The sequence below is a fragment of the Mesorhizobium sp. M1B.F.Ca.ET.045.04.1.1 genome, from assembly GCF_003952465.1.
In the GTDB taxonomy this organism is placed as follows: domain Bacteria; phylum Pseudomonadota; class Alphaproteobacteria; order Rhizobiales; family Rhizobiaceae; genus Mesorhizobium; species Mesorhizobium shonense.
In genome coordinates this window covers 3,350,411-3,362,995 of sequence record NZ_CP034448.1, presented here as the reverse complement: position 1 = coordinate 3,362,995, position 12,585 = coordinate 3,350,411, and the positions used below count along the sequence as shown (strand labels likewise).

General features: G+C 63.2%; 13 protein-coding genes. 6 read left to right on the top strand and 7 right to left on the bottom strand.

Features of this window, described 5'->3' with window-relative positions; all coding sequences use genetic code 11:
• The first annotated feature begins 30 nt into the window (after positions 1 to 30).
• On the top strand, positions 31 to 1,275 hold the full coding sequence (locus EJ071_RS16400) for an MFS transporter (protein ID WP_189521495.1): 1,245 nt from the start codon (positions 31 to 33) through the stop codon (positions 1,273 to 1,275).
• A gap of 254 nt (positions 1,276 to 1,529) precedes the next feature.
• Entirely contained in the window at positions 1,530 to 2,444 is a 915-nt protein-coding gene (locus EJ071_RS16395; protein ID WP_126098772.1) for an alpha/beta hydrolase, read from the top strand.
• 80 nt (positions 2,445 to 2,524) lie between these two features.
• Here the strand turns inward: EJ071_RS16395 and EJ071_RS16390 are convergent, their stop codons facing one another.
• The gene (locus EJ071_RS16390) at positions 2,525 to 3,382 is read right to left on the bottom strand and encodes an alpha/beta hydrolase (RefSeq protein ID WP_126098771.1); all 858 of its coding nucleotides are present in this window, start codon (positions 3,380 to 3,382) and stop codon (positions 2,525 to 2,527) included.
• Between the two features lie 148 nt (positions 3,383 to 3,530).
• Here EJ071_RS16390 and EJ071_RS16385 point away from each other — a divergent pair, with 148 nt between their 5' ends.
• Positions 3,531 to 3,971, top strand: coding sequence for a MarR family transcriptional regulator (locus EJ071_RS16385; protein ID WP_126102616.1), 441 nt, complete (start codon positions 3,531 to 3,533; stop codon positions 3,969 to 3,971).
• 17 nt (positions 3,972 to 3,988) lie between these two features.
• Here EJ071_RS16385 and EJ071_RS16380 read toward each other — a convergent pair whose 3' ends face one another.
• The 6 genes from EJ071_RS16380 to EJ071_RS16355 form a co-directional block, all read right to left on the bottom strand.
• Complete coding sequence (locus tag EJ071_RS16380) at positions 3,989 to 4,750, bottom strand: ABC transporter ATP-binding protein (RefSeq protein ID WP_126098770.1); 762 nt, start codon at positions 4,748 to 4,750, stop codon at positions 3,989 to 3,991.
• A gap of 17 nt (positions 4,751 to 4,767) precedes the next feature.
• The gene (locus EJ071_RS16375; RefSeq protein ID WP_126098769.1) at positions 4,768 to 5,766 is read right to left on the bottom strand and encodes an ABC transporter substrate-binding protein; all 999 of its coding nucleotides are present in this window, start codon (positions 5,764 to 5,766) and stop codon (positions 4,768 to 4,770) included.
• Between the two features lie 49 nt (positions 5,767 to 5,815).
• Positions 5,816 to 6,664 (bottom strand): ABC transporter permease, encoded by an 849-nt coding sequence (locus EJ071_RS16370; RefSeq protein ID WP_126098768.1) that lies wholly within the window; start codon positions 6,662 to 6,664, stop codon positions 5,816 to 5,818.
• A 25-nt stretch (positions 6,665 to 6,689) separates the two neighbouring features.
• Positions 6,690 to 8,054: an LLM class flavin-dependent oxidoreductase gene (locus EJ071_RS16365; RefSeq protein ID WP_126098767.1), complete on the bottom strand. Its 1,365-nt coding sequence runs from the start codon at positions 8,052 to 8,054 to the stop codon at positions 6,690 to 6,692.
• Between the two features lie 35 nt (positions 8,055 to 8,089).
• Positions 8,090 to 8,647, bottom strand: a complete 558-nt coding sequence (gene msuE, locus EJ071_RS16360) for an FMN reductase (RefSeq protein ID WP_126098766.1) — start codon at positions 8,645 to 8,647, stop codon at positions 8,090 to 8,092.
• Between the two features lie 245 nt (positions 8,648 to 8,892).
• A complete protein-coding gene (locus EJ071_RS16355) occupies positions 8,893 to 9,546 on the bottom strand; it encodes a glutathione S-transferase family protein (protein ID WP_126098765.1) in 654 nt (217 codons plus the stop codon).
• A 379-nt stretch (positions 9,547 to 9,925) separates the two neighbouring features.
• Here EJ071_RS16355 and EJ071_RS16350 point away from each other — a divergent pair, with 379 nt between their 5' ends.
• From EJ071_RS16350 to ychF, 3 genes are all read left to right on the top strand, one after another.
• Complete coding sequence (locus tag EJ071_RS16350) at positions 9,926 to 10,570, top strand: 50S ribosomal protein L25/general stress protein Ctc (protein ID WP_126098764.1); 645 nt, start codon at positions 9,926 to 9,928, stop codon at positions 10,568 to 10,570.
• 24 nt (positions 10,571 to 10,594) lie between these two features.
• On the top strand, positions 10,595 to 11,320 hold the full coding sequence (gene pth / locus EJ071_RS16345) for an aminoacyl-tRNA hydrolase (protein WP_126098763.1): 726 nt from the start codon (positions 10,595 to 10,597) through the stop codon (positions 11,318 to 11,320).
• 91 nt (positions 11,321 to 11,411) lie between these two features.
• The gene (gene ychF / locus EJ071_RS16340) at positions 11,412 to 12,515 is read left to right on the top strand and encodes a redox-regulated ATPase YchF (protein ID WP_126098762.1); all 1,104 of its coding nucleotides are present in this window, start codon (positions 11,412 to 11,414) and stop codon (positions 12,513 to 12,515) included.
• Positions 12,516 to 12,585 lie beyond the last annotated feature (70 nt).

Genomic DNA, 12,585 nt, shown 5'->3' with positions numbered 1-12,585 from the left:
TCGCCGCCAAAAAGACCACGGAGCATTGCCTTGACCGATACGAACGCCATCGCCGTCGCTACCCCGGCGCCGGCCAGCCACCCCTCGGCGCAAGCGACGGCCTTCACCGTCATTCTTGCGGTGAGCTTCTGCCACTGCGTCAACGACATCATGCAGTCGCTGCTTTCGGCCATCTATCCGCTGCTCAAGGACAATTACGGTCTCGATTTCTGGCAGATCGGTCTTTTGACCTTCACCTTCCAGGTGACGGCCTCGCTGCTGCAGCCGGTGATCGGCATGGTCACCGACAAGCGGCCGATGCCCTATTCCCTGCCTTGGGGCATGGTCTCGTCGCTGGTCGGGCTGGTGGTGCTCGCTCACGCCGGCCATTACTGGCTGCTCCTGATCGGCGCCTCGCTGATCGGCATCGGCTCGGCGATCTTCCATCCGGAATCCTCGCGCATCGCCCGCTTCGCCTCCGGCGGCCGCTTCGGCCTGGCGCAGTCGCTGTTCCAGGTCGGCGGCAATTTCGGCCAGGCGATGGGCCCGCTGCTCGCCGCCTTCATCGTCGTGCCGTTCGGCCAGACCAGCATTTCCTGGTTCGCCGTCGGCTCGCTGGTCGGCATCGTCGTTCTGTGGCAGGTCGGCGGCTGGTACAGCCGGCTGCGCGCCTCGATGGCCACCCGCAAGCAGGCGGCCCACGTCTCACCCTTCCCGCGCAAGAGGGTCATGTGGGCGTTGGCGGTGCTGACGCTGCTGGTGCTGACCAAGAACGCCTATATCGCCTCGCTCTCCAGCTACTACACCTTCTACGCCATCCATAAGTTCGGCGTTTCGGTGCAGATGTCGCAGGTGATGCTGTTCCTGTTCCTCGGCGCCTCGGCGCTCGGCATCCTGCTCGGCGGCCCGTTCGGCGACCGCTATGGACAGAAGGCGATGATCTGGTTCTCGATCGTCGGCGTGCTGCCGTTCACGCTGGCGCTCCCCTATGCCAACCTGGAATGGACGATGGTGCTCACCGTGCTGATCGGCCTCATCCTGTCATCGGCCTTCTCCAACATCGTCGTTTTCGCGCAGGAGCTGGTCCCCGGCCGCGTCGGCATGATTGCCGGCATCTTCTTCGGCTTCGCCTTCGGCATGGGCGGCATCGCCGCCGCGGTGCTCGGCGTCATCGCCGACATGAAGGGCATCGACTTCGTCTACCAGATCTGTTCCTACCTGCCCTTCCTCGGCCTGCTGACGGTATTCCTGCCGAACATGAGGGAAGCAAGGAAGGCGCAGGCGGCGGCCAGTTAAAAAACCGCCGATCTTCAGAACTCGAATACGGGCGTGACAGCTGCCGCGCCCTTATCGTTTCCTCCCCATACGCCAGGTGAAAAGCCTGTTAGAGCAATCCAGGAAAAGTGTGTAACGGTTTTCCGTCCGGAATTGCTTAAAAACAAATAGTTAGAGCAGTTCAGCGTTTCCGTGAAACCATGAACTGCTCTAGTGTTCGAAACGCGTGCGCGGGCGACGCTGCCGCAGATAACTCAATGGCTCTGGAGAATGATATGCGCAAGATCGTGTTGGCCGTGTTGGGCGTGCTTCTTCTAACCTTGCCGGCTACGGCACGCATCATTGCTTTTCCGCCGGGTTTCAAGACGCGGTCCGTCGAAACCAACGGCACGAGCCTCCATGTGCGCGTTGGCGGCAAAGGTCCCGCGGTCGTGCTGCTGCACGGCTTTGCCGATACCGGAGACATGTGGGGCGCGGCGGCGGCGGTGCTCGCAAAGGACCATACTGTCATCGTGCCCGACCTGCGCGGCATGGGTCTGTCCGCTCACCCTGAAGCGGGCTACACCAAGAAGAACCAAGCCGTCGACATCGCCGGCGTGTTAGATGCCCTGAAGATCGACAAGGCAGATCTGGTCACGCACGACATCGGCAACATGGTCGGCTATGCGCTTGCCGCGCAATATCCCAAGCGCATCACCAAATGGGTCATCATCGATGCACCGCTGCCCGGAATCGGTGACTGGGAAAAGATCAAGCAAAGCCCGCTGCTTTGGCACTTCAACTTCCGTGGCCCGGATATGGAGCGGCTGGTCGCGGGGCGCGAGCGCATCTATCTCGACCGCTTCTACAACGAACTGTCGGCCGACCCGAAGAAGATCGATGAGGCCACGCGCAAGCACTATGCCAAACTCTACGCACGCCCGCATGCGATGCATGACGCTTTCGAGCAGTTCAAGGCCTTTGACCAGGACGCGATCGACAACCAGGCGATGCTCGCCGCTGGCGGCAAACTGACCATGCCGGTGCTGGCTGTTGGCGGGGAAAAATCCGCCGGCACCACGCAGGCCGATATCTTGCGGCTTGTTGCGACCGATGTCACGGGCGGCATCGTGCCCAACTCCGGTCATTGGATCATGGAGGAAAACCCCAACGCCACCGTCAAGCTGATCACTGGTTTTCTCGCCAGATAGGCACTGTTCGCGGGCATGTCGATGAAAGTACAAGAGCACCCGCCGGACGGCGGGTGCCTTGTCTATCCAACTGGACGATTCTAGGCCTTGAAGAAGGCCAACAGGTCGGCGTTGATGACATCCGCATGGGTCGTCGCCATGCCGTGCGGGAAGCCCTTGTAGACCTTGAGCTCGCCCTTCTTGAGCAGCTTGATCGACAGCAGCGCGGAGTCGGCGATCGGCACGATCTGGTCGTCGTCGCCATGCATGACCAGCACCGGCACGTCGATCTTCTTCAGGTCCTCGGTGAAGTCGGTTTCCGAGAAGGCCTTGATGCAGTCGTAATGCGCCTTGGTGCCGCCCATCATGCCCTGGCGCCACCAATTGTCGATGATCCCCTGCGACACCACAGCGCCCGGGCGGTTGAAGCCGTAGAACGGACCGGCCGGAACGTCGCGGAAGAACTGGGCGCGGTTGGCTGCCTGGGCGGAACGGAAGCCATCGAACACCTCGATCGGCAGGCCGCCGGGATTGGCATCGGTCTTGAGCATGATCGGCGGCACGGCGCCGATCAGCACAGCCTTGGCCACGCGACCGCCGGAACCGTACTGCGCGACATAGCGCGCCACCTCGCCGCCGCCGGTCGAATGCCCGACATGGATGGCGTCCTTGAGGTCGAGATGCGCGGTCAGCGCCGCCACGTCGGCGGCATAGGTGTCCATCTCGTTGCCGATGTCGGTCTGGGTCGAACGGCCGTGGCCGCGGCGGTCATGCGCGATGACGCGGTAGCCTTTCGACAGGAAGAACAGCATCTGGGCGTCCCAGTCGTCGCTGCTCAGCGGCCAGCCATGGTGGAAGACGATCGGCTGACCGGTCCCCCAGTCCTTGTAGAAGATCTGCGTTCCGTCCTTCGTGGTGATCGTGCCGCTGCCGATCTTGGTCTGCGAAGCTTCAGTCATCTCCATCTCCTTTGAAATTTTCGCAATAAATAATATCGCGATAATGATATGCGTAATGCGATCGAGCTCGCTTGTCCATAAAAATATATATCACGATAACATTTTCCGTGGTACATAATCGGTGCTCAGTCGGCAAAAGGATCGTGCCGTGCCTCTTCCCTTGGACAATCAGCTCTGTTTCACGCTTTACGCCACCAGCATGACAATCAATCGTACCTACAAACCGATGTTGGACGAAATGGGCATCACCTATCCGCAATATCTCGTGCTCAACGCGCTTGGCGAGGCGGACGGCATGTCGGTGGGCAGCATCGCGCACCGGCTCGCCCTGGAATCGAGCACGATCACGCCGCTGGTGAAGCGAATGGAACAGGCCGGACTGGTCACGCGCCAGCGCAGCCGAACCGACGAGCGTCAGGTGCAGGTCGACCTGACCGCGGCGGGACGCGCGCTGTTGGTCCGGTGCAATTGCCTGAACGAGACCCTGATCGAGCGCTCGGGTATGACGCTGGCTGAGCTCGATGCCCTGAACCGGCAGGTCCAGGCGCTGCGGGATGCGCTGAACAGCGACCCGGCCGGCGACAGCTGAAGCCTGCGCACTATCCCTTAATGCAGGCCGAACTCGCGCAGCAGTTCCTCGCGGTAGCGCACGAAGCGGCTTTCGCTGCGGTCGCGCGGACGCGGAAGATCGACATCGATCAGCCTTGCCGCGCCGCCCTTCTCCTTGGGCAGGATCAGCACCCTATCGGCGAGGTAGATCGCCTCTTCCAGGTCGTGGGTGACCACGACCATGGTGACGTTCTCCTCGCTCCAGATGCGCGCCAGTTCTTCCTGCATGGAGATCTTGGTCATGGCGTCAAGCGCGCCGAGCGGCTCGTCGAGCAGCAGGATTTCCGGCTGCACCGTCAGCGCCCGCGCGATACCGACGCGCTGCGCCATGCCGCCCGAGAGCTGCCGCGGATAGGCGTCGGCGAACTCAGCCAGGCCGACCAGCGCGATATAGAACCGCGCGCGTTTCTCGGCATCCGCCTTGGACACGCCGCGCACCTCGAGGCCGAAGGCGACATTGCCGAGCACGGTCAGCCAAGGCAGCAGGCGTGGCTCCTGGAAGATCACCGCCCGCTCTGCGCCGACGCCGTCGATCTCTCTGCCGTCGATGGCGACAGCGCCGCCGTCGGCCCGCTCCAGCCCGGCGAGGATGCGCAGCAGCGTCGTCTTGCCGGAGCCGCTGGCGCCGACGATGACCAGGCATTCGCCGGAGCGGATGTCGAGATTGAGCGAGCGCAGCACGGCGAGCTGGCGCCCGCCGAGTGCGAAGGATTTCGACAGGTCGCGTATCGTGACCTCGCCGCCGCTTGGCGTAGCCATGGCATGGGTCTCCGTGGTCAGTTGGTTTTGGTTTCGCCCGGGCGGTAGAGGATGTCGGCTGCCTTGAGCTTGCCCTTCGGCAGACGACCGTCCCGCTCGAGAATGTTCACCCAGAAGTCGACGTCGCGGTTCGTCACCGCTGCCTTTTCGCGCAGGCCGAAGCCGGTCCAGTAGCGCGCCAGATCGCCGTTCTCGCCGCGTTTGTTCAGGACGTCGGCTAGCAGCTTGCGCGCCTCGTCGGGATTCTGCCGCGACCAGTCCGCGGCGCGCGCGGACTGCTCGACGAAGTTGCGGGCAGCGTCCGGGTTGGCGGCAATGAAGTCCCGTCGCAGCACCACGAAACCGCCGGCGATCTCGCCGAGCACATCGGTGTCGTTGAAGACGCCCCGCACGCCGCCATTGCTGACCAGCTGGCCGGCGAAGGTAGCCTGCCAGTAGCCGAGGCCCGCGACGTCGACCTGATGCGAGCGCAACGTCTGCTCGAGCTGCGGCCCGGGCACCACGACGAGCTTGGCCGCGTCCGGCGGCAGGCCGATGCCGTGCAGCGCCTCGCGCACCGTGTAGTCGAGATGGGCGCCCAGCGTGTTGACCGAGATCGTCTTGCCGGCGATGTCGGCGATCGATTTGATCGGGCTGTCCTCCAGCACATAGAAGACGCTTTTCACTTGGCTGTTGATGCCGTTGCTCGGGTAGGCGGCGACGAAGTCGTTGCCGCCGGCGATCGAGTTGATCACGGCCGGCGTTGCGGCCGAGCCCAGATCGACGCTGCCGGAGGCCAGCGCGAACAGCGATTCCGGCCCGCCCGCCGCATAGCCGACATTCTCGAGCTCGATGCCGAGGCCTTTGAAATAGCCGAGCTCGTCGGCGAGCTCATGCGGGGAGATGCTGCCGCGGCTGGCGAGAAAACGGATTTTGACGGAAGCCGCTTGCGAGCGTGCGATCGAAGGCAGGCCTACGGCAAGGATGCCGGCGGCAAGCGGGGCACGCAGGAGAAGCGAACGGCGTGTGATGGTCATGGTCCGGCCTTTCATGGTTTTCAGGAATGAGAAGTGAAAGATTGGCTGCTTAGCCGACGGTGTTGCTCCAGCGGCAGAGCCGCCGCTGCAGGCTGACCAGCGCCTGGTTGGCGATCAGGCCGAGCGCCGCAAGGATAACGATCGCCGCGAACATCAGCGGGATCTGGAAGTTGTATTGGGCATTCATCACCTGGAAGCCGATGCCCTTGTTGGCGCCGATCATCTCCGAGGCGATCAGCAGCAACAGCGCAGTGGTGGCGCCGAGCCTCAAGCCGACGAAGATCGAGGGCACGGCTCCCGGCAGCACGACACGGCGGAAAATGGTGAGCCGCCGGGCGCCATAGACGCGCGCCATTTCGAGCAGCTTCGGGTCGACCTCCTTGACGCCGCTGATGGTGTTGAGCAGCAGCGGAAACAGCGTCGCCCAGAAGATGACGAACACCTTGGATGCTTCTCCCAGTCCCAAAAGCAGGATGAACACCGGATAGAGCGCCAGCGCCGAGGTTTGGCGGAAGAGCTGCAGGATCGGGTCGAGCGCGGTTTCCACGGCGCGCACCTGGCCCATCACCAGGCCGAGCGGGATAGCGACGACGACCGCCGCCGCGAAAGCGAGACCGGCGCGTTGCAGGCTGATAGCGATGTCGCCGAGCAGGCTGCCTCCGGCCAGCCCCTTCCAGAGTGCTGCAACAACAGTGTCGATCGGCGGCAGCACCGCCGTATTGACCCAGCCGCTGCTTGCCGCCACCTGCCAGAGCGCCAGGAAGCCGAGCAGCACGCCATAGCGCGACAGGATATGCGCCGAGGTCCGGCCGGCCAGCCGCAAGGCCTCCGTCCCGAAGCCATTGCCGCCCTCATGCCCGCTGATGCCGACCGGGCGTTCGATGTGCTGCAAAGTCATCGTCTTGCCTTTCGTCTTCAGAGGATCATTCGGCCGCGAGCACGGTCGAACGCGCGACCGTCCACGGATTCTGCGGTCGCCTGAGACCGAGATTCTCGCGCAGCGTCCTGCCTTCATAGGCAGTGCGGAACAGGCCGCGGCGCTGCAGTTCGGGGATCACCAGGTCGACGAAGTCGTCGAGCGCGCCTGGCAGCCAGGGCGGCAGGATGTTGAAGCCGTCAGCGGCTTCGCTGGTGAACCACTCTTCCAGCTGGTCGGCGACCTGTGTGGCGCTGCCGATCACCGTGTAATGGCCGCGCGCGGTCGCGACCCATTGATAGAGCTGGCGGATCGTAAAATTATGCTCGTCGGCGATCTGGCGGATCAGCGCCTGCCGGCTCTTCATGCCTTCGGTCTCCTTGCTCGGTGGCAAGGGACCGTCGAGCGGATAGTCCCTGAGGTCGAGCGTCTGGCCGGCAAGCGCGTTGAGCAGGGCGACGCCATCTTCCGGCAGGATCAGGTCGTTCAACTGCCGGTATTTGGCGCGGGCTTGCTCTTCCGTGCGACCAACGAAGGGGGCCACGCCGGGCATGATCAGCACCTGCGCCGGATCGCGGCCGGCCGCCGCCACGCGCGCCTTGATGTCGCGATAGAATTCCCGCGCGGAGGCTAGATTCTGGTGTGCGGTGAAGATCACCTCGGCCGAAGCGGCCGCAAGCCCGCGCCCGTCCTCGGATTGACCGGCCTGCACCACCACGGGATGCCCTTGCACCGGACGCGGCACGTTGAGCGGCCCTTTGACGCTGAAATGCTCGCCCTTGTGGTTGATGTCGTGCAGTCTGTCCTTGTCGTAGAAGCGGCCGGTCTTCTTGTCGCGGATGAAAGCGTCGTCTTCCCAGCTATCCCACAGCGCCTTGACGGTCTCGACATGCTCATGCGCCCGCGCATAGCGCTCCGCATGGTTGGGCTGGACGTCGCGGTTGAAATTGCGCGCCGTATCGTCGCCCGCCGAGGTCACGACGTTCCAGCCGGCTCTGCCGTTCGACAGAAGGTCGAGCGAAGCGAATTTGCGGGCGAGCGTGTAAGGCTCCTCATAGGTCGTCGAAGCAGTAGCGATGAAGCCGATATGGGTGGTGAACGGCGCCAGCGCCGCAAACAGCGTCACCGGCTCGAAACCGGCGATCTTGGCGTTGCCGCCCTCGCGGGCGCCGAGACCGACGGTCAGATTGTCGGCGAGGAAATAGGCATCGAACAGGCCACGCTCGGCGGTCAGCGCGAGCTTTCTGTGGAACTCGAAATTGGTCGCGCCGTCGGCCGGCGAGTCCGGATGGCGCCAGGCCGCGACATGTTGGCCGCCGCCGGGCAGAAAGGCGCCGAGCTTGATCTGTCTGGACTTGCTGGGGCTGGTCATGGCTGATCCTTCGGTTCGATGCGAATGCTTCGGGGTCATGCGGCGAGGCCGACGCTGCGGGTGGCGCCGACAACGTTGACAGCCTCGGCCACGGCCTGACGGGCGCGGGCATGGATCGCTTCCGACACCAGCACGCCGTCGGCAAAATCCTTGTCGGAGGCGTAAATCGCGGTCGGCATGGTCAGCGCTTCGAAGAAGCCGAACAGCGGTCGCAGCTGATGCTCGACGATCAGCGAGTGACGCTCGCCGCCGCCGGTCGCCGCAAGAACAACCGGCTTTCCACGCAGAGAGGACGGATCAAGCAGATCGAACAAATGCTTGAAAAGGCCGGTATAGCTGCCTTTGAAAGTCGGTGATCCGGCCACCAGAACATCGGCGTTGACCAGCTGTTCGATAACGCCGCGGGCAGTCGGGTCGAGATCACCAAGCCGCCGTGCCGTAGGCAACGATAGGCCAAGATCATCAATGTCGAAGACCGCCGCGGCCGCGCCGATCCGGCCGGCGACCTCGCCGGCAATGTGGCTGATGAACGCCTTGGTCTTCGACGGGCGGGTCAGGTTGCCGGATATCCCCACCACCAGCTTCTTCGTCATTTTCAGGCTCTCCTCGCGAGTGCTTATCCATTAAGACTACCGACTTTGTAGAATTAAGTGAGCGAGAAGATTTCAAAACGAGCTTGGCGGAGGGATTGAGTTTGCGTCCTTTCGCCGTTGGTTGGTTCAGCGGATGCGGAGTTCCGGTCCGCGTCCCATCACCAGGATGGCGAGGTTATCGGCCATTTTAGCTATGATCGGCAGATCCCCGGTCATCCTTCAAAAGGATCGGTTCAGATCGACGCTCAGTCCGGCAAGGCTTCGCTGTTGACCAGCGGCAGCGGCGGCGCCTCCAGCCCCTGGAACGGGTCGCGCCAGGCATCGATCGCCTCGAGCCGGCCATACCAGCGGCGGATGGATGGGTAGACCTCGAGCGGCAACCTGGCGACATCGTTGAACGCGAGAAACGTCGCCATGCGAAAGTCGGCATAGGAGACGGAATTGCCAACCAGCCACTCCCTTTCCGAAAGCACCACATCAAGGATGGCGGCCGATGTGTGGAATACTCCAAGCCCCTCCTCGACCAGGGCCTTGTCGATCGGCCCCAACCCCCAACGCTGCTTGGTGCCGCGCTCGAAATGCACCATGTCGCAGCCGCGGGCAAAATTCTCCTTACCCCAGCTCAGCCAGCGGATCATCTCGGGCTCGTCGTCTCCGCTGCGCCAGAAATTCGAATGCGTGTCGCGCGAGAGCCGGCAGGCTATTGCGTCAGCCTCCCACAGGCTCCAGCCGGGACCGACCAATATAGGTAACGTCAAATTGGGGTTCAGCGCGCGATAGCGCTCGGCCTGACCCGGCGCCATGGGTGATGCGAATTCGTACGCGACCTCCGCCTTGAGATAGCGCGCCACCGCGACCGCGAGGCGAGGATTGGGGTTGCGGCTGAACAGAAGTTTCATGTCGATCTCCAGAGGTCCTTCGAATGCCAAGGACGATTGAAACCTGCCCGATCCTACATGACGAATGCAGACGGCGCTCGGAGCTGGCTGGCAGATCCAACTTTGCGTCAGGCGGAAGCGTCGACTATGCTCAAGCCGACCTTGGTCAAGGGCTTCCGCCTCAACGGCTTGCGCCCTTGCCCGGCTTCCGCTATAGAGCCGCCACCCGCGTAGACACCCTTGGAGGCAACGCGGAGGAAGGCCGGCCAGGCCTGCATGATCCCCAAAGCGTTTGGACAGCCAAAAGCATTGGATCGACCATGCAAGCTGCGACGGCTTTCGACGTTTACGGATGGGCTTGCCCGCCGCGAACGCTCCAAAACACGCGAAAGGAAATGCCATGAGCCACGAGGCTTACGAGCTCAAGGCCGAAGCGCGCGAACAGGTCGGTAAGGGGTCCGCCCGTGCAGTTCGCCGTAACGGTAAAGTGCCTGCAGTTATTTACGGCGACAAGCAGCCCCCCCTGGCGATCGCGCTCGACTACAAGGACGTCTTCTACAAGATCCACGGCGGCGGGTTCCTGACCACGATCGCCACGATCGATGTTGACGGCAAGAAGATCCAGGTCCTGCCGAAGGATTTTCAGCTCGATCCGGTCAAGGACTTCCCGGTCCATGTCGACTTCCTCAGGGTCGGCAAGGACACCGAGGTCAATGTCGACGTGCCCGTCCATTTCATCAATGAAGAGAAGTCGCCCGGCATCAAGCGCGGCGGCGTGCTCAACATCGTTCGCCACGAAGTCGAGTTCCACTGCCCGGCCAACGCGATCCCGGAATTCATCACCGTCGATCTCACCGGCGCCGAAATCGGCGACTCGATCCACATTTCGGCGGTTGCCCTGCCGGCCGGCGTCAAGCCGGTGATCTCCGATCGCGACTTCACCATCGCGACCATTGCCGGCTCAGCGGCAATGAAGCCGGAGGCGGAAGAAACCACCGAGGCGGAGGCGCCGGAAGCGGCGGCCCCTGCCGAGGAAGAGAAGTAATCTCTTCCGCGTCCGGAGGCGACGATGCTTGTCTTTGCAGGCCTCGGCAATCCGGGCGCGAAATATCAGAACAACCGGCACAATGTCGGCTTCATGGCGGCGGACGCGATTGCCCGCCGCCATTCCTTTTCGCCCTGGTCGAAAAAGTTCCAGGGGCTGATTTCCGAAGGCTCACTCGGCGGCGAGAAGGTCCTGCTGATCAAGCCGCAGACCTTCATGAACCTGTCCGGACAATCGGTCGGCGAAGCGCTGCGATTCTACAAGCTCGACGCCGCTGCCCTCACCGTCTTCTACGACGAGATCGACCTTGCCGCCGGCAAGGTAAGGGTCAAGGTTGGCGGCGGATCAGGCGGCCACAACGGCATCCGCTCGCTCGATCAGCATGTCGGCAATGCCTATCGTCGCGTGCGCATCGGTGTCGGCCATCCCGGCGTCAAGGAGATGGTGCACGGCCATGTGCTCGGCGATTTCGCCAAGGCCGACCGTGAATGGCTCGACGTTTTGCTCGACGCGATCGCCGACGACGCAGGCTTGCTGGCCAAGGGCGACGACAGTTCCTTCATGAACCGCATCACGCTGGCGCTGCGCGACAAGCTCGTGCCCACCGGCGATGACGACCGGCCGCCACCCAAGGCACCCAAGGCACAAAGCCACATCCGCCAGGCCCGTCCGCAGCAGCCAGCGGCAAAGGTCCCCGAAAGCGGCCCGATGGCTGCGATGCTGAAGAAGCTGTTCGGCGGTAAGGATTGAACCGAAACACGACCGCCCGAGGGCTTGACGATCGTCCGCCCTTTCGCCCATAGCCTCCGCAAACTCGAATTCCCGATAGGACCGAACAAAAATGGGTTTCAAATGTGGCATCGTTGGCTTGCCCAACGTCGGCAAGTCGACGCTGTTCAACGCGTTGACCAGGACCGCCGCCGCGCAGGCCGCCAACTATCCTTTCTGCACCATCGAGCCGAACACCGGCGAGGTGGCGGTGCCGGACCCGCGCCTGCAGAAGATCGCCGCGATCGGCAAGTCGAAGGAGATCATCCCGACCCGCATCTCCTTCGTCGACATCGCCGGTCTGGTTCGCGGCGCCTCCAAGGGCGAAGGGCTTGGCAACCAGTTCCTCGCCAACATCCGCGAGGTCGACGCCATCGTGCATGTGCTGCGCTGCTTCGAGGATGACGACATCACCCATGTCGAGGGCCGTATCGATCCGGTCGCCGACGCCGAGACGGTCGAGACCGAGCTGATGCTCGCCGACCTGGAAAGCCTCGAGCGCCGCATCGTCCAATTCCGCAAGCGCGCCGCCGGCAAGGACAAGGAAGCCATGGCCGTGCTGCCGATGATGGAGGCATCGCTCGAATTGCTGCAGGCCGGCAAGCCGACGCGCTTCCTGCTCAACGGCATCGCGGCGGAGGATCTGCGCATCCTGCAGGGGCTGAACCTTCTGACCTCGCATCCCGTGCTCTATGTCTGCAACGTCGCCGAGGCGGACGCCGCCACCGGCAACGAGCATACCAAGGCGGTGGAGAAGATGGCGTCCGCGCAGGGCGCCGGCACGGTGGTGATCTCGGCGGCGATCGAGGCGGAAGTCGCTCAGCTTTCCGACGAGGAGGAAATGGAGTTCCTTGCCTCGATCGGCCTTGATGAGCCGGGTCTCAACAAGGTGATCCGCGCCGGCTACGAGCTCCTGCATCTGATCACCTATTTCACCGTCGGGCCGAAGGAGACGCGCGCCTGGACGATCCACAAAGGCGATAAGGCACCGCAGGCTGCCGGTGTCATCCACACCGATTTCGAGCGCGGCTTCATCCGCGCCCAGACGATTTCCTACAACGATTTCCTCACGCTGGGCGGCGAAGTGGCCGCCAAGGAAGCCGGCAAGGCGCGCGACGAAGGCAAGGAGTATGTCGTCCAGGACGGCGACATCATGCTGTTCAAGTTCAACACCTGATATTGCTTGCACCCGGTTTTGACCGCCGGTCCTCCGGCCGGTGGACGCCTTGTCTTGACCTTGTGATGCA